This window comes from Janthinobacterium psychrotolerans (genome assembly GCF_001677885.1).
GTDB lineage: Bacteria > Pseudomonadota > Gammaproteobacteria > Burkholderiales > Burkholderiaceae_D > Janthinobacterium > Janthinobacterium psychrotolerans.
In genome coordinates, this window is sequence record NZ_LOCQ01000049.1 from 100,649 (window position 1) to 120,708 (window position 20,060).

Annotated in this window: 19 protein-coding genes; 7 read left to right on the forward strand and 12 right to left on the reverse strand. The window is 63.2% G+C overall.

Annotation, left to right across the window (positions count from 1 at the left end):
• On the reverse strand, nucleotides 1-5,739 hold the full coding sequence (locus ASR47_RS07930; protein ID WP_245714293.1) for an alpha-2-macroglobulin family protein: 5,739 nt from the start codon (nucleotides 5,737-5,739) through the stop codon (nucleotides 1-3).
• Between the two features lie 413 nt (nucleotides 5,740-6,152).
• Between ASR47_RS07930 and ASR47_RS07935 the strand changes: the two genes are divergently transcribed.
• Nucleotides 6,153-7,178 carry an OmpA family protein gene (locus tag ASR47_RS07935; RefSeq protein WP_065307219.1) on the forward strand — a complete coding sequence of 342 codons (1,026 nt, stop codon included), beginning with the start codon at nucleotides 6,153-6,155 and terminating at the stop codon, nucleotides 7,176-7,178.
• 70 nt (nucleotides 7,179-7,248) lie between these two features.
• Nucleotides 7,249-8,196 (forward strand): YihY/virulence factor BrkB family protein, encoded by a 948-nt coding sequence (locus ASR47_RS07940; RefSeq protein WP_082988809.1) that lies wholly within the window; start codon nucleotides 7,249-7,251, stop codon nucleotides 8,194-8,196.
• A 294-nt stretch (nucleotides 8,197-8,490) separates the two neighbouring features.
• Here ASR47_RS07940 and ASR47_RS07945 read toward each other — a convergent pair whose 3' ends face one another.
• The 3 genes from ASR47_RS07945 to ASR47_RS07955 form a co-directional block, all read right to left on the reverse strand.
• On the reverse strand, nucleotides 8,491-9,582 hold the full coding sequence (locus ASR47_RS07945; RefSeq protein WP_065307296.1) for an AI-2E family transporter: 1,092 nt from the start codon (nucleotides 9,580-9,582) through the stop codon (nucleotides 8,491-8,493).
• Nucleotides 9,583-9,747: 165 nt separating this feature from the next.
• A complete protein-coding gene (locus ASR47_RS07950) occupies nucleotides 9,748-10,059 on the reverse strand; it encodes a BON domain-containing protein (RefSeq protein WP_065307220.1) in 312 nt (103 codons plus the stop codon).
• Between the two features lie 66 nt (nucleotides 10,060-10,125).
• Entirely contained in the window at nucleotides 10,126-10,689 is a 564-nt protein-coding gene (locus ASR47_RS07955) for a hypothetical protein (RefSeq protein ID WP_065307221.1), read from the reverse strand.
• 273 nt (nucleotides 10,690-10,962) lie between these two features.
• On the opposite strand from ASR47_RS07955, the gene ASR47_RS07960 reads away from it, so the two are divergent.
• The 3 genes from ASR47_RS07960 (at nucleotide 10,963) to ASR47_RS07970 (ending at nucleotide 11,975) form a co-directional block, all read left to right on the forward strand.
• Complete coding sequence (locus ASR47_RS07960) at nucleotides 10,963-11,403, forward strand: outer membrane lipoprotein (RefSeq protein WP_065307222.1); 441 nt, start codon at nucleotides 10,963-10,965, stop codon at nucleotides 11,401-11,403.
• Between the two features lie 71 nt (nucleotides 11,404-11,474).
• On the forward strand, nucleotides 11,475-11,627 hold the full coding sequence (locus ASR47_RS07965) for a DUF3309 family protein (protein ID WP_065307223.1): 153 nt from the start codon (nucleotides 11,475-11,477) through the stop codon (nucleotides 11,625-11,627).
• A 42-nt stretch (nucleotides 11,628-11,669) separates the two neighbouring features.
• Nucleotides 11,670-11,975 carry a hypothetical protein gene (locus ASR47_RS07970; RefSeq protein ID WP_065307224.1) on the forward strand — a complete coding sequence of 102 codons (306 nt, stop codon included), beginning with the start codon at nucleotides 11,670-11,672 and terminating at the stop codon, nucleotides 11,973-11,975.
• Nucleotides 11,976-11,978: 3 nt separating this feature from the next.
• Here the strand turns inward: ASR47_RS07970 and ASR47_RS07975 are convergent, their stop codons facing one another.
• From ASR47_RS07975 to ASR47_RS08005, 7 genes are all read right to left on the reverse strand, one after another.
• Nucleotides 11,979-13,115, reverse strand: coding sequence for a patatin-like phospholipase family protein (locus tag ASR47_RS07975; RefSeq protein WP_065307225.1), 1,137 nt, complete (start codon nucleotides 13,113-13,115; stop codon nucleotides 11,979-11,981).
• A 138-nt stretch (nucleotides 13,116-13,253) separates the two neighbouring features.
• Nucleotides 13,254-13,592, reverse strand: a complete 339-nt coding sequence (locus tag ASR47_RS07980; protein WP_065307226.1) for a hypothetical protein — start codon at nucleotides 13,590-13,592, stop codon at nucleotides 13,254-13,256.
• A gap of 77 nt (nucleotides 13,593-13,669) precedes the next feature.
• Entirely contained in the window at nucleotides 13,670-14,056 is a 387-nt protein-coding gene (locus ASR47_RS07985) for a phage holin family protein (RefSeq protein ID WP_065307227.1), read from the reverse strand.
• Nucleotides 14,057-14,071: 15 nt separating this feature from the next.
• Nucleotides 14,072-14,374, reverse strand: a complete 303-nt coding sequence (locus tag ASR47_RS07990; RefSeq protein WP_065307228.1) for an ElaB/YgaM/YqjD family protein — start codon at nucleotides 14,372-14,374, stop codon at nucleotides 14,072-14,074.
• Between the two features lie 59 nt (nucleotides 14,375-14,433).
• Nucleotides 14,434-14,970, reverse strand: a complete 537-nt coding sequence (locus ASR47_RS07995; protein ID WP_065307229.1) for a ferritin-like domain-containing protein — start codon at nucleotides 14,968-14,970, stop codon at nucleotides 14,434-14,436.
• Nucleotides 14,971-15,086: 116 nt separating this feature from the next.
• On the reverse strand, nucleotides 15,087-15,986 hold the full coding sequence (locus ASR47_RS08000; RefSeq protein ID WP_065307230.1) for an OmpA family protein: 900 nt from the start codon (nucleotides 15,984-15,986) through the stop codon (nucleotides 15,087-15,089).
• A gap of 18 nt (nucleotides 15,987-16,004) precedes the next feature.
• A complete protein-coding gene (locus tag ASR47_RS08005) occupies nucleotides 16,005-16,409 on the reverse strand; it encodes a DUF4398 domain-containing protein (RefSeq protein ID WP_065307231.1) in 405 nt (134 codons plus the stop codon).
• A gap of 282 nt (nucleotides 16,410-16,691) precedes the next feature.
• On the opposite strand from ASR47_RS08005, the gene ASR47_RS08010 reads away from it, so the two are divergent.
• Nucleotides 16,692-18,776: an AsmA family protein gene (locus tag ASR47_RS08010; protein WP_065307232.1), complete on the forward strand. Its 2,085-nt coding sequence runs from the start codon at nucleotides 16,692-16,694 to the stop codon at nucleotides 18,774-18,776.
• Nucleotides 18,777-18,940: 164 nt separating this feature from the next.
• A complete protein-coding gene (locus tag ASR47_RS08015) occupies nucleotides 18,941-19,159 on the forward strand; it encodes a glycine zipper 2TM domain-containing protein (protein ID WP_065307233.1) in 219 nt (72 codons plus the stop codon).
• Between the two features lie 94 nt (nucleotides 19,160-19,253).
• Here the strand turns inward: ASR47_RS08015 and ASR47_RS08020 are convergent, their stop codons facing one another.
• Nucleotides 19,254-20,009 carry a Crp/Fnr family transcriptional regulator gene (locus ASR47_RS08020; RefSeq protein ID WP_065307234.1) on the reverse strand — a complete coding sequence of 252 codons (756 nt, stop codon included), beginning with the start codon at nucleotides 20,007-20,009 and terminating at the stop codon, nucleotides 19,254-19,256.
• Nucleotides 20,010-20,060: the final 51 nt, after the last annotated feature.

Here is a 20,060-nt window from a genome sequence, read left to right on the forward strand (position 1 = left end):
TCACTGCGCCACCTTGAGGCTGGCGTTGGGGATTTCGCCAAACATTTCAGGTGCGTACATCGCCTCGATGCGGGTGGCCGGCAAGCTGAAGTCGCCGGCATTGTTCAGGCGCACCGTATATTCCACGCTCCACGTGCCCTTCGGCACAAAGGCGTAATAGGCGCGGAAGGCGTCAAAGGCGCGCTCCTCGTATGTCGGCCAGACCCAGCCCGAGACTTTCTCGCCTGCGGTGGCCAGCGCCGAATCGCGTCCCAATCCATTGCCCAGCACGCTGGCGCTGGCCGGAATCGGATCGTCGACCACCACCCAGCTCATGTCGGCCTGGGCCGACAAGTCGAGGCGCACGCGGTAGATGTCGCCACGCGACCATGTGCCGGCCGTCTTCTGTTCGACCGGGGTCACGGTTTTCCTGATCGTGTAGCCGCTGGCCAGGGGCGCCTTGAGCGGAATGGCCGCCAGGCTTTGCACGATGGCCCAGGGCTTGCCGGTGCCGCTGTTGGCCAGGCCCAGGTTGGCCTTGCCTGCCGGCCAGGCCTGCAGCAAGGGACCGAGCTTGCCGGCCGGGTTCCAGACCAGGGTTTGCGTGTCGCTGCCCAGCTTGGCGGCGACGGCGCCCGTCACCGGGATCGACTCGAACTTCGCCGAGAACTTCGCCATCGCCAGCGTGCCCCAGGCATTGGCCACCGTGGTATTCCAGCGGCCCTGCTTCTGGCGGCCCAGGCTGCCACGCACCAGGCGGCCGATATCGTCTTTCCACGCCGGGTCGTCCATCACGGCCAGCAGCAGGCGGTTGGCGTTGACGTCGCCGGACACCATCAGCCACCACCAGTTGTCCTTGCGCTCGGTCGAAAAGCCCATGGTCGTGCCCTGGAAATTCAGGCGGCTACGCAGGATCTGCTGCGCTTCGGCCAGCAGGGCGTCGCGGCGCGCCAGTTTCGGCGTACGCTGCAATAACAAAGACCAGTCGATCACGGCCGAGGTCGGCCACAGATTCGGCGCGATGCTGATCGACGCCAGGGCGTCGGGCGGCACCTTGCCCGAGCGCGACAGCGCTTCCAGCGCGGCCAGCTTGCGCACCGCGAGGTCATTGGTGGCCAGCGCCGAATGGCGCACGATGCGCCCCTGCACAAAGGCGGTGAGGGCTTCCTCCATGCGGTTCTTCGCCTGCTGCGGTATCGCATAGCCCGCTTCCGCACTGGCCGACAGGATATACGCGGTCAGGCTGTCGCTGCCCTGCTCCATCGAGGGGAAATACTTCAGCAAGCCGTCCGCATCGAGATAGGCCGGCAGCCTGGCAACGGTGGCCTGCCACAGCGCCTGGTCGCCCAGCGCAATCGCTTTCGAGCTGCTCTGCTCGAAACAGGTATAGGGATAGGCCTGCATGTAGTCGCGCACGCCGGGCAAATCGCCACCGAGCCTGGCGGCAAAGCTGGTACGGATGCCGCCGCGGCCCGGCAAGGCGCCGGCCGGCTGCTGCACGGCGATATTGAGCGGCCTGTCGAGCTGCACCAAGGTGGCCTGGTAAGTGCGCACGGGCGTGGCCTGCGCCACCTTTTGCGTGATTTTCAACTGATCGGTGCGCCCGCCGGCTTTCGCGCTCACTTGCCACACCACGCTGGCCGCGCCCAGCGGCACCTGGTAATCCCAGCCGGTCTCGCGCGCTTCGCCGGCGGCCAAGGTCAGGCTCTGGCGTGGCAGCGCCTTGCCGGCGGCCGTGGCGTTCAGCTCCACGTTCAGTCCTGCGGCCGAGGTATTGCGTACCGTAAAGCCGGCGCGCAGCTGGTCGCCTTCGCGCACCAGCGCCGGCAGGCCCGACATGATGATCAGGTCTTGCGAGCTGCGAATATCCGTGCTGCCGGTACCGAACAACTGCTGGCCGGCGCTGGCGATCGCGACGATGCGAAAACCGGTCAGCGAGTCGTTCAGCGGCACTTGCACGGTTGCCTCGCCTTTGGCATCGAGCTTGACCGTGGCTTTCCAGAACAGCAGGGTGTCGAACAGCTCGCGGCTGGCGCCCTTGCCGCCGCCACCGCCGGCCGGAAAAGCCTTGCGGCCGAAATGGCGCTTGCCGATCACCTGCATCTGCGCGGTCGCCGTTTCCACCTGAAGGCTGCGGCGCGCCATCATGGTGTCGAGCAACTGCCAGCTATCGTTGGGCATCAGTTCCAGCAGCCCCGTGTCGACGGCGGCCAGCGCCACTTCGGCGCCGGCCGGCAGCGCCTGGCCATCGGCGCGGCGCACGCGCACCGACACCTCGGCCTGGTCGCGCGTTTTATACACTTCCTTGTCGGACACCACCATCACCCGCAATTCATGCGCCTGCCAGCCCACGTTCAGGGGCGCAATACCCATCTTGTAGGCCGGCTTGCCCAGGTCGACCAGGCTGGTGGGCTGCACGCCATCGACCCGCCCGCGCACCACCAGCACCGATACGTAGACATTGGGCGCGTAGTTCGGCTTGACGGGGATAGCCACCACCGGTTCGCGCCCGTTCAACTGGCGCACATAGGTGTCGAGGATGCCTTCGCGCTCGACCGTGATGAGGGCCGTGCCGGCGCGAAACGGCATGCGCACCTGCAAGCTGGCGTCCTGGCCCGGTTCGTAGCGTTTCTTTTCCGGCAGCACGTCGATGCGGTCATTGTCGCTGGCGTCGAACCACCAGTCGCCGCTGCCGGCGACCCAGGTGTCGCGGTTGGCCACCGCCGCGCGGCCGGCGCCATCGCGCGTGCTGGCGCGCAAGATCAGGTTGCCACTGGCCGGCGCTTTCACCTCGCACAGCAGCAAGCCTTTGGCGTCGGTGTTGCCGGTGCAAGCCTGGCTCAGCTTGACGATCTCGCTGCTGTTGTCATACGCATAAAAACCGCCCAGCAGGCGCCGGCGATGCGAATAACTGTTGCGCTGGAAAAAGTCGACCGCCACCGGCGCATTGGCGACCGGCTTGCCGCCGGTCGACAGCACGGCCACCGTGAACTTGAACTGATCGCGGCTCAAGGCCCAGGCGTCGGGCTTGATGCCGATTACCACGCTGGACGGCCACAGCGGCACGCGCGTGGCGACCGTGGCCGTTTCGCCATTGGCGTCCTGGAACGCCAGCTCGGCCACCAGGTCGCGCGGCGTGGACAGCTTGGGCAACTGATCGACCATGATGCGCGCGCCACCGGCCTGGTCGAGGTTCAGGCTTTGCGTGCGCGCCGCCTGTGCGCCGCCGCTCTGGCCCTGGCCTTCATCCTGCCATGGCCCGCCGCCTTCGCCATCGTCGTCTTCCTGTTCCGTACCCTGCCTGACCAGGCCTTCCTTCACATCGCCATTGCTGAAGCTGTAGCCGGCATAGTCGGCGAATGTCACTTGCTTGTCCTGCAGCAGCGTGCGCAGCGTGACGGGCGCATGGGTGGCGGCGCCGCCGGCCAGGTAATTGATCTGCGCGTCAAGGCTGACGCTGGACGCCTGCACCGCCGCTGTTTTTGGTCCTTGCAACACGGCCTTCATGGTCGGCACGCGGAACGCTTCGACACGGAAACTGCCGGACGGCTTGCCGGCCATGCTGACCTGGTACTGGCCCTGCTTGGCGTCCAGCGGGATCAGCCAGTCGTTCTCGGCCGCGCCGCTGGCTGACCAGCGCAGCGGCAGCTCGTACTTCTGCTCGCTGCCCATATGCGCAATCACCACCGACGTGGCGCTGCCCGGGCCATTGCCCTTGCCGGCCAGTTCGAAGCCCTGCTCCGTATGCTTGCGGATGAAATGCTTCATGTGCACGGTTTCGCCGGCGCGCAGCAAGCTGCGGTCAAACACGGTAGCGAGCACGGTGTTGTCGGCGCGCGTGTCGTCGGTCGGCAGGTTGAAGCGCCACGCTTCGATGCCGCCGACCCAGTCCGACAAGGTAAAGGTCATGTCGCCGCCGCTGCGCGCGCTGACAAAATAATGGCTGTTGTACTTGCAGCCGGGCTTGGCCAGCTCTTCGCGGATGTGCGCCACGCCGTGGTTGTCGGTCACGCCCTGCCACAGCAGCTTGCCGGCGCAGTCGCGCACGGCCACCTGCGCCTTCGCCACCGGGGCGCCCTTGTCGAGCGAAGTGACCCATACCAGGGACGATTGCGCGCCATGCTTGAAGTGGGCCGCCATATTCGTTACCAGCGCGGCGGTGCGTATATAGGCCGCGCTTGGCTTGCCCTGCAAGGCCTTGCCCAGCATGGGACTGGCCAGTTCCACCACGTAAAAGCCGGGCCGGGCCAGCGGTATGCCGATCACTTCGAAGGTCTTCTTGCCGGACGGACGCGGCAGCCTGATGGCGCGCGCGCCGGGGCTGCCTTCGAGCAGGGATTTTTGCATGGTACTCGCAGATTGCGCGGACGGCTGCCAGTACTCGCTGGCCTTGCCCTCGCCGGCCAGGCGCTGCATCCAGTCGATGATGAACTTGTCGTCGTTGTCGGGCACGCGCAGGGTGGCGCCGCTGGCGCCGTCGGCAGTGGCAACTTCCTTGCCCGACAGGACAGGTTCGACATTGCGCACCGTGACCGGCAGCAAGCCATCGCCCTTCGCTTCGACAATGCCGAATGGCGCCGGGAACTTCAGCAGCGGCGGCTGCTCGCCGGTGCGCACCGTCATCGGGAAGCGCGTGCGGTTGAGCAGCTTGCGGCCAGCGTCATCCTGCATCCCGGGCGGCAGCGCCAGCACCAGGCTGGCCTGTTCGGGAAACGGCCCGTTGAAGGTCGCTGTGGTAAGGAATTCGGCCCTGTCTTCGCCATCGGCCACGCTCGGCTGCCAGCTCTGGCCAGCGCCTGTCAAGGTCATTGCGCGCACCAGCGCCGCTTTCACGGGCGCCGAAAACTGCACCCGCATCGGCAGGAAGGGAACGCACTGCGCTTTCGCACTGCTGCGCTGGCAGCTGAAGCGGGCCGTGAAGTCGGGCCGCGTCCTGAAGTTCAGGGTCTGCGCCTGGTCGGTGGCGATGCCGGCACCATTCGCGCTGGCAATGCCCACGCCCCATACCAGCGACACCTTGGCGTTGGCCGGAAAGCTGCGCCTGCATTGCAGTACGGTGACCGGCAGCGGCGGCGCGCCCTTGCTGCGCACCGGCATGCCGGCCTTCCACACGCTGCCGCGCGCCTTGAAGTACAGCGTCAGGTAGCGCTCCAGAAAACCCTTGCGCAGGGTCAGGATCTGCTCGAGTTCCTGGCCCTGCAGTACGCGCACGGCGATCTTTTCATTGATGCCGTCGGCGCGGCAATAGGCGTTGGCGATTACGCTGGCCTGATCGGGTACGGCGTCCAGCCCCAGCACGAAAATCTGGTTTTCATCGATCTGCGGCTGGCCGTCATAGGGCGCCGCTTCGACGATGGCCGGCCCGCCGGTGGCAAAGCGGTAGCTGGCCTGCCCTTGCACGGCCTGCCCTGCCTGGTCCTGCAGGTTCGCCCTCAAGGCAAAGCTGCAGGCCACGCCGCCGGGCAAGTCGCGCTCGAAGTCATACGTCCAGTTGCGCTCATCGGCCCAGCGCCCCGTGCCCGCCACCACCGCCGGATCGGCCTTGCCGCAATCGACGGCAAACGGCGCCGCGAGCGCCATGTCGCCGAACGGCACCATGGGCGAGGCGAACCGCACCCGCACCTGGCGCACGGCCTTGACGCTGCCGCTGGGCGAAAAGCTGGTCACGCCGGCGTCGGCGCCGGCTGCTGCCGTGGGCAAGCCGAAGCTCAGGGCAGTCGCCAGGCACAGCAATATGGATGTGGCAGGGAGGTTGGGCACGGCGCGCTCCTGGTTGGACAGCGGAAAGCAGACTGAACAGGTGGGGCCGTACTAACACTGATGTATAAGTTGGCAAGCTCACCATCATTGCTAATATACAGGGGTCGACATGGCGGCAGTTGTACGGTTGACGCCGTACCCTCAGGCGCCTGCGCTGCGGCAAGCTGCAAGGAAGCAAACGATTTATTCTGTATTACCGTTGTTTCTGTCGCGGTTCTGCAACACGATTGATATACAACAATGCTTTGTGCGCTAACGCACCGACCGGTTGAACCTGGAAACGTATTCTCCAATCCAACAGCAGTGCATTCAAACCAAACATGCGCATCTGGAATTGTTGTTGCAGTAGAACGCAGACCATCTGGCCGTTTGATGTGTTAAGAAAAAATCTCTATTAACGTTGGGAGTTACTTGTGAATAATTTAAAAAAAATCGCCGTTGCCGCCGCCGTGTTGTGCTCGTCCATCGGCGCACAGGCTCAGGAAATCAATCCGTCCTGGTATATTCAACCAAGCATTAATGCTTCGAAACCAGATTCGAGTTTCTCCTCCGACAAAACTGGCTACGGCGCCGGTCTGCGTTTTGGTAAGCCTGTTTCGCCACAGTGGGACGTGCAGTTCGGCACCACCTACACCCGTTCGAAAGACAATGGCAACCGCTACCAGCAGAACACGCTGGGCGTCGATGGCCTGTATTTCTTCAACCGTAACCCTGGCTTCGCACCGTTCGTCGTCGTCGGCGCCGGCATGCAGCGCGACAAGGACAACGGCCCCCTGGGCGAACGCACCAAGAGCTCGCCTTACGCCAACCTGGGCCTGGGTTTCCAGAGCAAACTGACCGACCAGTGGTCGACCCAGATGGACGTGCGTAATGTACACGGCTTCCTGCGCGGCAATACCTTCCCAGAAAGCAAATCGAGCAACTGGTATGTCAACGTCGGCCTGAACTACGCTTTCGACAAGCCGCCAGTCGCAGCGCAACCAGCGCCACCGCCGCCAGTGCGTGAAGAAGTCGTCGTGGTCGTGCCACCACCACCACCGCCGCCACCAGCGCCACGCTTTGAAAAAGTGACGATGTCGGCGACCGAACTGTTCGCATTCGACAGCGCCAAGCTGGCACCGACCCAGACCAAGCTCGACGAGATCGCTCGCGTGCTGACCGCTGCACCGGATGTGAACAACGTCGTCATCAGCGGCTATGCCGACCGTATCGGCTCGGCCAAGTACAACCAGAAGCTGTCGCAGCAACGTGCTGATGCAGTCAAGGTCTACCTGGTGAACAAAGGTATCGCGTCGAATCGCCTGAGCGCCGAAGGCAAGGGCTCGACCAATCCGGTCGTTACCTGCGATAACAAGAAACGTGCTGACCTGATCAAGTGCCTGGAGCCTAACCGCCGCGTGGAAGTCGAGCAAATCACGATCGAACGCCGCGTGCAATAATCTCGTCTGAGTGGTACGCCACTGTTCAAAAAAAGGGGCTGCGGCCCCTTTTTTTCATTGAAAGCCACGCATGAATATTTCTAGTCGCAATCCCCGCCTGGCCAGGCTGGCGCCGCTGGGCAAGACGATGCGCAGCGTCGTTGTCTGCTCCGTCACCGAATGGCTGGAACACCGCGCGTCCAGCAAGGGCGCCGCCCTCGCCTATTACACCCTGTTTTCCGTTGCCCCCATCCTGGTGCTGGTGATCGCCATCGCCGGCTTCTTCTATGGCCCGGCCGCCGCGCGCGGCGAGCTGATGTCCCAGCTGCAAGGCTTGCTGGGCACGCAAGGCGCCGAAGCGATCCAGCTGGTACTGGCCGGTGCCCAGAATCACGAGCAGGGCCGCATCGCGACACTGATTGCCGGCGCCCTGCTGCTGTTCGGCGCCACCAGCGTGTTTGCCGAACTGAAGGCCAGTCTCGACGAGATCTGGCAAGTACCGGCCCTGAAGGAAGCGGGCGCCTGGGATATGGTGCGCACGCGCCTGCTGTCGTTCGGCCTGGTGCTGGTGCTGGCCTTTCTGCTGATGGTGTCGCTGGTGATCAGCGCGGCCATGGCTATTCTGGAGAACTACTGGGAAGGCCACTGGAAAGACGCCGCCGTGCTGTTTTCCGTCATTTCCAACCTGCTCGGCTTTGGCGTGATCGCCTGCCTGTTCGCCGTCATCTACAAGATGCTGCCGCGTGTGCGCCTGTCCTGGCGCGACGTGGTGATCGGTGCGCTCGGTACGGCCTTCATGTTTTCTCTGGGCAAGTACGCGATCGGTGTCTACATCGGCAACAGCGGCGTGGCCAGCAGCTATGGCGCGGCGGGCTCGCTGGTGGCCCTGCTGATCTGGATTTATTATTCGGCGCAGATCTTTTTCCTCGGCGCCGAATTCACGCGCCAGTTCACCTTGCAGCTGGGCAGCATGAAAGACGCGCCGAAGACGGAGGATGGCGACCTGGTGACCAAGGTATTGAAGCGGCACCAGTCGTGATTTAATTATTACACAATGCAAAACGGCACCTGCGGGTGCCGTTTTCCGTTGCGGGCCAAGATTGTTGTCGGATGACGCCACTGTCGCACGCAAAGGCCCACCGGGCCAAGCGGGCCTGAAAAATGTCGAGGGCAAGGCGCAGCGACGAAGACAGTACGCCAGTACGGCGAGGAGCTGCAACGCCGCCATCGGCATTTTCTCAGGCCCGCGTCTGCGGCCCGCCGTTATGGCATCACTGGCGGTGTCGGGTTACGCCCTGCCGGCTAACCCGACCTACCCGACCTACCGACCTACCTACTCTCCCAGCAGCTCCGCCACCACTTCCATCCCCTGCACGCGCTCGGCCACCACCTTGACGATGACGATAATGGGCACGCCGAGCAGCAAGCCCCATACACCCCACAGCCAGCCCCAGAACAGCAGACTGACAAACACCGCCGTCGGGTTCATGCGCGCGATGCGCCCGGTCATCCAGGTGGTGACAAAGGTGCCGACCAGGGTGGCGATGCCCAGCGAGGTGGCCATCACCAGCAGCACCATTTCCAGCGATTCGAACTGCAGAAACGCCACCAGGCCGGTGGCAATCGTGATCAGCAAGGGGCCGAAATACGGAATAATGTGCAGCAAGCCGGCCATGATGGCCCAGGCGCCCGCGTTTTCCAGGCCGATCAGGTGCAGCACGACCCACATCAGCAGCGCCAGCAATACATTGGTGACGAGCAGCATGAACATATAGTTCTGGATCGAGGTATTGATGTCTTCCAGGATATGCACAGTGACTTTTTTCCGGCTCAGCGACGGCCCGGTCAGCTTGACCAGCTTGCGCTTGAACGTGTCGCCCGACAGCAACAGGAAGAACACCAGGAAGATCACCATGGTAGCCTGGCTGACAAAGCCCATCAGGCCCAGCGAGCCGGCCCAGACCCAGTCCATGATCTTGAAATTCGGGCCTTCGGCGGCGGCGGCGCGGCGCACGTTGCGGCGCGCTTCGGCGCCGGCGGCCACCTGCTCGATTTCATTGGCCACGGCCTGCATCTTTTGAAACGTGCTTTCCTTGCCGCCCGTATTGGCGGCGATCAGCCGCGCCAGCTTGTGCGTGGCGGCCGGCAGTTCTTCGACGATGGATTCGAATTCGCCCTGCACGCGCTCGATGACGACGATCGAGCCAAACAGGATCAGGGCCGTGACGACGGTGGCGCCGATGGCGCGCGGCAAGCGGATCTTTTCCAGCCAGGCGACCAGCGGATTGAGGGTATAGGCAATGAAGATGCCGAAGATAACGGGAATCAGGAACTTCTGCGCCCACTGCAGCGCGTAGACAAAACTCACAGTGGCGATGATGCCGAGCGCCAGGCCGCGCGCATTGACATGCAGCGGCAGGCGCAAGGCCGGGTCGGGATGCTCCACGGAAGGGAGGGCGGCAGGCTCTGTCGGACCGGCTTCAACCGACTTGGAATGGATATCGGCTGGGTGGTTCATGAGACTCCCGCTGCGTTCTGTGGAGGGCCAGGGTGCCTGCCGTCATGGCAGGCGCTCTGGCGGGGCTGGCAATTACTTGATGCGGATATCGTTTTTGACCGATTTCACGCCTTTGACGCCGCGGGCGATTTCGCCGGCTTTGGCGGCATCACCTGGCTGGGCAACGAAGCCGCTCAGCTGGACCACGCCCTTGAAGGTTTCCACGTTGATTTCGGTGGCTTTCAGGGTAGGCTCGTTGATGATGCTGGCCTTGACCTTGGTGGTGACCAGTGCGTCGTCCACGTATTCGCCCGTGCCTTCTTTGGTCGGGGTCGAAGCGCAGCCAGCAACGGCGAACAGGGAAGCGACGAACAGGCCAGTAGCGATAGATTTGGTGAATTTCATGGTATTTTCCTTTTTAGGAGTGGTCAATCAGGGTGCTCGAAATGAGCTTTTTATCACAGTCCGGATTCAGTAACCGAACTGGGTCTTTGCAGCCTTTACACATTCATCTTTGGCTGCGCCGGCCAAGGCGTCGCACTTTTCAGTGGCGACCTTGTACTCGGCTTTTCTTTTGTCTTCACGTGCATCGCTGCGCGCTTCGATAACCTTCTTGTCCGCCTTGGCATCGGCCAGGGCCGCCACCTTGGTCGACTTGGCCAGCTTGACGCAGACATCCTTGTCGTTGCCGGTCAGCGCGTCGCAGCGCTTGAGGTCGACGTCATAGTTGGCATCGGCGATCTTGATGCGCGCCTTGGTGTAGGCACGCAAGGTATTGGTGTACTGGGCCTGTGCCACCGCTTCATCGTAGGCACGCACGGCCTTCGCTTCGGCGATGCAGACATCTTTCGGGTTGCCGGTGATTTTTTCGCACTCGGCATGGGCCGCCTTGTAATTGACACCGGCCTGGTCGTTGGCCGTTTTGTAAGCGGCCTTCGCTTCCGGCGTGGCGGCCATGGCGGCGCTGCCCAAAGTGGCGCAGGCAATGCCGACGAGGACTGCGGCGAAAGTCTTGCGGATATTTTTGTTATTCATGTGTTGCTCCCTGGTAGATGATCTTTTGCCGATCTGTGTGGCATGACTACCGTTTTACGGGGATCGGCCACAGTCTTCTGTACGCTGCCGTACACAAGCTGGCGAATTTCGCCACACGATGCAAAGATGGGCCGGATAACAACAAAAAAACCTGTGCGCCACATTTGAATATGGAAATCAGGCAACAAATAAGTACGTGCGGCAGCGTACAGACCGACATGATTGCGCTGCCTAAGATGGCGCCATGCACTTTCACAACGTCAGGAGAATAAAATGAAAACCAACGCCACCTTGGCTGCACTGATGCTTGCCGCGACCGCCGTCCTCAGCGGTTGCGCCAATACTTCCCCATCGCAAAACTACAATGGTTCCCAGCCTGAGTCGGCCACCTACGGCACCATCGATTCGATCCAGGCGGTCCAGGGCCGCGGCCAGACCAGCGGCGCGGGCGCCGTGGTCGGCGGCATCGCCGGCGCCCTGCTGGGCAGCAATATCGGTTCGGGCAGCGGCCGCACCGCCGCCACTGTCGCCGGCGCCGTTGCCGGTGGCGTGGTCGGCAACCAGGTCGAAGGCCGCCAGCAACAGGCGCAGAGCTACCAGATCAATGTGCGCCTGGACAATGGCCAGTACCGCAATGTGGTGCAGGACAGCATCTATGACCTGAACCCGGGCAACCGCGTACGTGTCATCGATGGCCGCGTCTACCGTTATTAATCACTGCTGATCATCGCGGGACGGCCCTGGCGGGCCGCCCGCAACTACAACTAAAAATACAGGGAGCTACCATGGGTACCATTATTCTGGTCATTTTGATTCTGGCACTGATCGGCGTGCTGCCGACCTGGCCGCACAGCCGCAGCTGGGGCTACGGTCCCAGCGGCGTGGCTGGCCTGATCGTCGTGATCCTGATCCTGCTGCTACTGACAGGCCGGCTATAACAAAAGGCGCTGCGGCGCCTTTTGCATATGAAAGGAAATAACATGAAGAAGCGATTTGCAGTCACCGCATCCTCCGTGCTGCTGTCCTGCCTGGCAGCCATGGCTCATGCGCAGAGCACCACGCCGCAAGCAGGCGACCCGGCCCGCTGGTACCAGGCCGACACTACGCCGCAAGCGCAGTTGCGCACCTTGCACAAGGAAATCGCGGCCGCGCTCGGTGAAGCGAAAAAAGCCTGCCGCCAGGAACCGCCCGCTGATCGCAGCGCCTGCCTGAAAACGGCGCAGGAAACCTACCGCCAGGACATGGCCAATGCCCAGGCCCTGCGCGATGCGGCCCATCCGAAGTAAGTTTCAGACCGTGCTGCGCTCATACGGGGGCAGCTCATGCACCACCAGCGGCGTGTCTTCCGTGACAAACGCCAGCCAGCCGGCCGCCTTGACGGCCCGCAGGCCATCCTGGTAGCCCTGCTCCCAGCGCCACTCGATCGACCCTTTTGAAAAATTGATGTCCTTGGCCGCCATGTGCCAGTCGCGCCCCGCATACGGCAGGCGCACGATATGCATGGTGCTGTCGCAGCCCAGCGCGATCAGCTCTTCGGTCTGCTGGCGGTTCTGGGCCGTGTCGGGTAGCCTCGCGTACAGCTCGCGCAGCTTGTGCTGCAAGGTGTGCGTGTTGACGTAGTCTTCGATATGGCGCTTCGAGCGCGAGGCGAACGTCACGTCTTTTTGCCGGGTCTGCACTTCGTCCAGCGTGGTCGGCTCCGGCCCTTCCGAACTCCACAAGTCGACCATGAAGACCAGCGTGTCGACATGCGGCGTGTCGTCAAGCACGGTTTCGAGCGGCGTGTTCGAATACAGGCCGCCGTCCCAGTACAGATCGCCATCGACGCGCACGCCGGGAAAGCCGGGCGGCAAGGCGCCGCTGGCACGGATATGGTCGGCGTTCAGGCGCTGGTGCTGGCTGTCGAAACTGTGCAGGCTGCCGCATTTGACGCGCAGCGCATTGACCGACAGCCGCATGCCGCCGGGCTGGTTCAGGTAATCGAAATCGACCAGTTCTTCCAGGGTGGTGGCCAGCTCGCTGGTGTCATAGTAGCTCGCCTCTTCGGGCGGCACGGCCAGGCCGGCCGGAAACAGGCTGAACAGGCGTGGTTTGAAAAAACCGGGCACGCCGCGCAGTACCGTGTCGAGCGTGGCCAGCCAGATATTCGAGCGGCGCTGGGCGTCACCGACGCGCGTCATGTCGATGCTGTCGCGGTGCGAGATGCGCTGCCAGAACTCCTTCAGGCGCACCAGCCGGTCTTCATGCTTGTTGCCGGCCAGGATGGCCGCGTTGATGGCGCCGATCGAGGTGCCCACCACCCAGTCCGGCGCCAGCGCATGTTCGTGCAGCGCCTGGTAGACACCGGCCTGGTAGGCGCCCAGCGCGCCGCCGCCCTGCAGCACCAGCACGATGCGCATGCGCGCGGGATTCAAGGGATTGATCATGGTCGTCAAGATAGCTCCGGGCTCTGGCGTGCAAGGTTGCACCGTCATTCATTGTAAGGGATCGCGCGCAGGGGCGCAGCGAAGCACGCGGCCAAAAAAAACGCCGTCAATGACGGCGTTGCGGACAGTATTGATGGCTCAGTGCTTGCGGCGCAGCCAGGCTGCGGCGACGGCGGCAATGGCCACCAGCCCCAGCGCCGGCTTGACCAGCTTCTTGCGGCCGATGAACGACAGCGCCGTCATCGCATACGGCATCAGGCTTTGCAGGCGAAAGCCGCCTGGCGCCAGCAGGGATTCGACGCGATGGCCGGCAAAGCCGGTCACCGTGTGCATCACGCCCTGCAGTACGGTTTCCGGGCGCAGCGCATGGCTCAGATTGGCGCGGGCATGCACGATGCTTACGCGGTACAGTTCGCCTTCGGCGATCAGTTGCCGCTTGCGCGCCGCTTGCAGCGCGATTTTGTCGTGTTCCGACATGGGTATTCCTCCTTGGGCAGCATGGCAGAGGCAAGGCCCGCAGGGAAGCGATTCCGTGCGGGCCTTGCCAGCTGGTACTAGATCAGCATGTCGCGGTCGGCTTTCAATTCAGCCATGGTGGCTGGCAGTGAAAGCTTACCTTGACGCAGCATTGATCGCGCATACAGGACGAGACCGACCGCCAGCAGCGCGAACACCGCCGTCATGATCAGCAGTATCTTCCAGCCCAGGCTATCCCAGGCCAGGAAGACCACCAGCACGCTGCCATACGCGATGGCAAACAGGCCTGCCACCATCGCCAGGGCGAAAATGACGACAAGTTGCAGCAGATGCGTGCGCACTTCCGACAATTCGATGCTTGCCAGTTCCAGCCGCGACAACAGCAGTCCGACCGCGTTTCTGGCCAGGCCGGCGATCGAGGCGATCAATCCCGGCCCCTGGTGAGACGAAGCAGACTTGTCCATATCGCTCCCGAGTGATTACTTGCGGCCCAGGATAAAGCCAGCCAGTACGCCGACGCCAGCGGCGAGGGCCACCGTGCGCCATGGGTTTTCTTTGACATAGCCATCGGCCTGGGAGGCGATTTCCTTGGCCGACACGATGGCGGCCGCTTGCGCCTCATGCGCCTTGACCAGGGCGGCGTCCAGGGTTTTCATGCCCTTGACGCGCACTTCGTCGGCTTTTTCGCCGGTCAGGGCGGCAGCGGCGCTGAACAGGGCCTGGGCATCTTTCACCAGGGTTTTGACATCGTTATTGACGGTGGTGATATTGTTTTCCAACATGGTTAAACTCCTCAGCTGTGGATGAATGTAATTTCTTGTGACAACGTGACGATGAACGCTTATTCCATCAGATCGCGCATGTCATCGGCGTGCTCTTCTTCGACGGCCATGATCTTGATCAACAAGTGACGCGTGGTCGGATCCGTTTCGCCGATCTTGACGATCATCTGGCGGTACGATTCGATCGCCACGCGCTCGGCGATCAGATTGGCCTTGACCATGCTTTGCACGTCGTCGGAGTCATCATACTCGGCATGGCTGCGCTCAAGCAATGTTGCCGGATTAAAATCTGGCTTGCCGTTCAATTGAACGATGCGTTCGGCCAGCCAGTCGGCGTGTTCCTGTTCCTGCTCGGCATGTTCGAGGAACTCGGCCTTGATGGTGCCGTTATCACGTCCGCTCACCGTGTAGTAATGGCGCTTGTAGCGCGCAATGCACACCAGCTCGGTAGCCAGGGCGCCATTCAACATGGTGATTACTTCCTGGCGATTGGCCTGGTAGCCTTCGGTGACGGCGCCGTCGTCAAGATTCCTGGCGGCGGCGCGGATGGCGGCCGTATCGATTCCCGAAGGAGTGGCAACTGAAGTATCGGACATAATTTTCCTCTCAATTCTAGCGTGGGTATCCGCCAGCCAAACAGGGCCGGCGCTGCCTTGGTACTGCCGCAGCAAAGGCGCTTGCCCCCGCTGCGCTTGACACCAATCAGTTCAAATTAACGACGGGCGGGAATAGCCGTGTTGTCTTCCGACAGCACGATTTCCACGCGGCGATTGAGCTGGCGGTTGCCGGCGTTATCGTTGCCCGCCGCAGGGTAAGCTTCGCCATAGCCGCGCGTGGCGATGCGGTCACGGGCGATGCCCTGTTCCAGCAAAGCATTACGCACCGATTCGGCGCGGCGCTGCGACAATTCCAGGTTATGCGCCGAGCTGCCGGTGCTGTCCGTGAAACCCTCGATCAGCACGGTGCGCTGCGGATTGTTTTTCAGCACGTCGGCCAGCTTGCGCGCCGTGTTCATGCCATCGGCCGTCAGGTTGGCCTTGTCGGTGCCGAACAGCACGTCGCCCAAGGTGATGATCATGCCGCGTTCGGTTTTCTTGGCGGCCAGGTCGGCCAGCTGCACTTCCAGCGCGGCGGCGCGCGCCTGGGCGTCGCGGGTCGCCATTTCAGCGCTTTGGGCTTGCGCCTTGGCCGCTTCGGCAGCCGCTTGCGCAGCCTGGGCGCGGGCGGTGGCCTGGTCAGCCTGCTGGGTGCGCGCTTCCAGGCGCAGTTCGTCGCGCTGCTTGCCGGCATTGGCCACATCGGCTTCAGCAGCTTTCTGTTTGGCTACTTCTTGTGCGGTGGCGATTTTTTGCTTGGCCAGATAGGCCAGCTTGTCGACCTGTTCCTTGTCTTCCTGGCGCGTGGCGGCGGCGTTTGCCGCTTCCAGCGCGGCGCTGGCGTCACGCCATTCGCGTGCGGCATAGGTCGATACCATCGGGTTCGACTGGGCGGCCATGTAGTCGCCGCGCGTCTGGTCGAGCAGGCTGGTGGTGGTCGGTGCGGAGCTGCAAGCGGCAACCAGGGCAGCCATGGCCAGCAGGCCGGGAATGGTGGTGTAGTGAGCTTTTTTCATGATGTGTGGTTCCTGTTGTTATTGTTGGGGAGCTTGCATGTTGGCGCGGTTGAGTTCTTCGCGCATGACGCGGATGTTCTCGTTGATTTCGTCGGCGGCGGTGGTGGCCTTGGTCGAGTTGGCCTTGCTTTGCGCCAGTTTGGCGTCCGCCTGCGCCTGGTCGGCAAGTTCGCGCGCCAGCTTGTAGTCGCGGTCTTTCAGGGCCTGGTTGGCGCGCATCATTTTTTCGCGGGCCGAACGCATTTCATCGGGCGCCAGTTCGGCGGCGCCGGCGCTGGCCGCATTGTCCAGTGCGGCGCGCGACACGGCCACATCGGCCGTGGCCGGGGTTTTCTGGCTGGCGCAGCCGGTCATCAGCACGGCGGCGGTGGCGCAGGCGGCCAGTGCGGTCAGGGGGAATTTGAAAAGATCTCGGTTTGTCATTTTTTTTCTCCTGGAGAACATAGTGGATAACGGGGGTTTGCATCAAAACTGGTCTTACCGCGCCGCACTGGATGCATGAAGCGGCGCCTGATGTATGACGTTATAGCCCCTGGTACGGGCACTATCAGTTCGGTGCCGCACATAGCGTAAGAAAGCGACAATAGTCACGGCGGCAACGTGCGCCAGCGTACAAAGGGGCGTGCGCGCGCCCTGTTTCCTGTAGCATCGGGCATACTGCCGCGCCCCGCGCCACCGCCGCGTTCCATCAGAAAGAATTGATCCATGCCTCACCTGCCGCTCCCCAAGTCGCGCCGCGCCAAGATCGCGCTGTCCAGCGCCGGCCTGCTCGTTGTCGTGCCCGCCGTCGCCCTCGTCGTGCTGATGAATGCCGACTGGAACCGCGCCAAGCCCTGGCTCAGCGCCCGCACCAGCGAAGCGCTGGGCCGGCCCCTCGTGATCGATGGCGACCTGTCGCTGACCTGGCGGCAGCCGGCGGTAACGGGCCAGCGCGGCTGGCGCGACTACCTGCCCTGGCCGCATCTGCAGGCGCAAAGTGTGCGCATGGGCAATCCCGCCGGCATCACGGCCGAGCCGGGCCATCCCGATTCGGCCCGTGTCAGCCAGCTGGCCTTCTCGCTCAATCCGCTGGCCTTGCTCAACAAGAAAATCGTGATCCCGGAACTGCGCTTCGACAGCCCGGCGGTGCGCCTGCTGCGCGGCAAGGACGGCAACAACAACTGGACGTTTGAAAAACAGAATCCGGACTCGGCATGGCAGTTCGAGCTGCAAAGCGTGGTCTTCAGCAAGGGCACGGTGTACCTGACCGACGGCGTGACCAATTCAAGCATGAAGGCCGAGGTCGACACCATCGTCGACCCACGCTACGGCATCGCCTGGACCGTGGCCGGCACCTATCGCGGCGCGCCCGTGAAAGGCAGCGGCAAGGCCGGTGGCGTGCTGTCGCTGCGGCAGCAGGGCACGCCGTTTCCGCTGCAGGCCGAAATGCACTCGGGTGGCACCAGCCTGGCCATCGTCGGCACCTTGACGCGCCCGACCCGGCTGGCCGCGCTCGACGTGCTGCTGAAAATAGCCGGGCCCAGCATGGCGCAGCTGTATCCGCTGACGGGCGTGCTGCTGCCGGAAACGCCGCCCTTCAGCGCGCAAGGACGGCTGACCGGCGTGATCAAGCGTGGCGGCGGCGACTGGGTGTATGACAAGTTCAGCGGCAAGGTGGGATCGAGCGATGTCGAAGGCAAGATGACGTACTCGGAACGCAAACCGCGCAATTTCCTGACCGGCAACGTCCATTCGCGCCTGCTGCAGTTCAGCGATCTGGGTCCGCTGGTGGGCGCGGACAACCGCGCCAGCAAGGCGCAGCGCGGCGCGCGCCACCTGCAGCCAGCCGGCCGCGTATTGCCGGTAGAAACATTCAGGACCGAACGCTGGACCAGCCTGGACGCCGACGTGCGCTACACGGCCGACAAGATCACGCGCGACGCCGACTTGCCGATCAGCCAGGTCGACACCCACATCGTGCTGAAAGACAGCGTGCTGTCGCTCAATCCGCTCAACTTCAATATCGCCGGCGGCACCCTGGTCTCGCAGATCAGGATGGACGGCAGCGGCAAAACGGTGACCGGCGGCATCGCGGCCGAACTGAAGGCGAGCGCGCGCCGCATGCAGATCAAGCAGCTGTTTCCGAAGCTGGCGCCGCTGCAGGCCAGCGTCGGCCAGATCAATGGCGACGCCGCCCTGACGGCGACCGGCAACTCGGTGGCCAGCTTGCTGGGCAACTCGAATGGCGAGGTCAAGGCCCTGATCAATGGCGGCAGCGTCAGCAAACTGCTGCTCGAGGAAATGGGGCTCAATATCGGCAGCGTGGTGCTGGCGAAACTGGCCGGCGACAAGCAGGTCAGACTGAACTGCATGGCGGCCGATTTCGGCGTCACCCATGGCCTGATGCAGACGCGCCAGTTTATTGTCGACACGCAAGACGCCACCTTGCATGTCAACGGCACCGTCAACCTGGAAAACGAGCAGCTGGACCTGACCCTGAAACCGGACAGCAAGGGCGTGCGCATCTTTTCGCTGCGCTCGCCCCTGTATGTCAAAGGCACCTTCAGCGACCCCGACGTCAGCGTCGACAAGGGCGTGCTGGCCTTGCGCGCCGGTGGCGCGCTGGCGCTGGCGGCGGTGGCGCCGTTTGCCGCCCTGCTGCCGCTGGTCAATGCGGGACCTGGCGAACAGAGCGAATGCGCCGCCTTGCTGAGCCAGGCCGGCAGCAAACCGGTGGCGCCGCCGCCGGGCCAGCAGCGCGCACGCCAGGGCGCCAGGCCGAAGACCGGCGAACGGGCTATCCCGCGCTGAGCGTGCCTGGATGCCGCCTTTACATTTGTTACACGCCTATGTGCGTTGGCGAACAGATCTTATCGGCATGAAATTCTATTCTGTCACTGTGCTTGAACTGGCGTACCTTACTACCGGCCTCCAACCTGCCGGCGCCACGGGACCGAATCTAAAGGAGAACTACCATGCAAACGATTAAAAAACTCGCCGCTACCACTTCCATCGCCGCCCTGGTGCTGAGCCTGACCGCTTGCGCCAATATGTCGGGCCAGGATAAAAACACCGCCGTTGGCGCAGGTATCGGCGCCGTTGCCGGCTCCGTGCTGACCGGCGGCAGCGCTGTTGGCGCAGTTGGCGGCGCAGCCGTCGGCGGCGTGATCGGCAACCAGGTCAAGCCGAAGTAATTGTTGGCCATAAAAAGCGGGGCGGCTATCGTGATAGCCGCCCCGCTTTTTTACGTCCCGCGTCGCCACAGGAGTGTCCTGCAGATGCCATGCCTTACACGAAGACGTTGGCCATGCCGGCCGTGCCTGCATCCTTGACCAGCTCGTAGCAACGGCACGAGACCGCTTCCAGCCCTGCCGAATCGAGGATCTCGATATTGCCGCGGCTGTAGGTAATGAGCTTTTGCTGCTGCAGCGCGCTGGCCGCCTTGGTAACGCCGACGCGCCGCACGCCCAGCGTGTGGGCAAGGAATTCATGCGTCAGGTGAAATTTTTCGGACTGCAGGCGGTCGCGCGTGATCAACAGCGAGCGGGCCAGCCGCGCTTCGAGCACATGGAATCGGCTGCACACGGCAATCTGGATCGCCTGCGCCAGCAAGGTGTCGGTGTAGCGGTACAGCAGGCGCTGCAAGGATTCGAGCTGGGCAAATTCGGCGCAGAAGTCGGCGCGGGCAATACGGCTGGCGCTGCCGGACCGCTGGACCACGGCGCGCACCTGCGCCAGTTCATGGCCCAGCGCCACGGACGCGCCCAGCACGCCTTCGCGGCCGACCGAACCCACTTCGAGCGTCATGCGGCCTTCGGCCACGGCCAGCAGCGAGATCAGGCAGTCGCCCGGGAAATAAATATGATTGATCGGCTGGCCCGGTTCGTACAGCACGTCGCCGACGTCGACCGTGACGGTATCGAACAGCGCCGACAGATGCTTGAGGTCGGACTCCGGCAGGCTGGCCAGCAGGCGGTTGCCTGCAGCGGCAGCAGCCAATGCGGAGCGGCCTGCATCGCGGGGCAGGTTGATGGTAGCGGTCATTGATGGCATTGCCTTTTCCTTGGTGTCGTTACAACTCGACATAATTTTTAC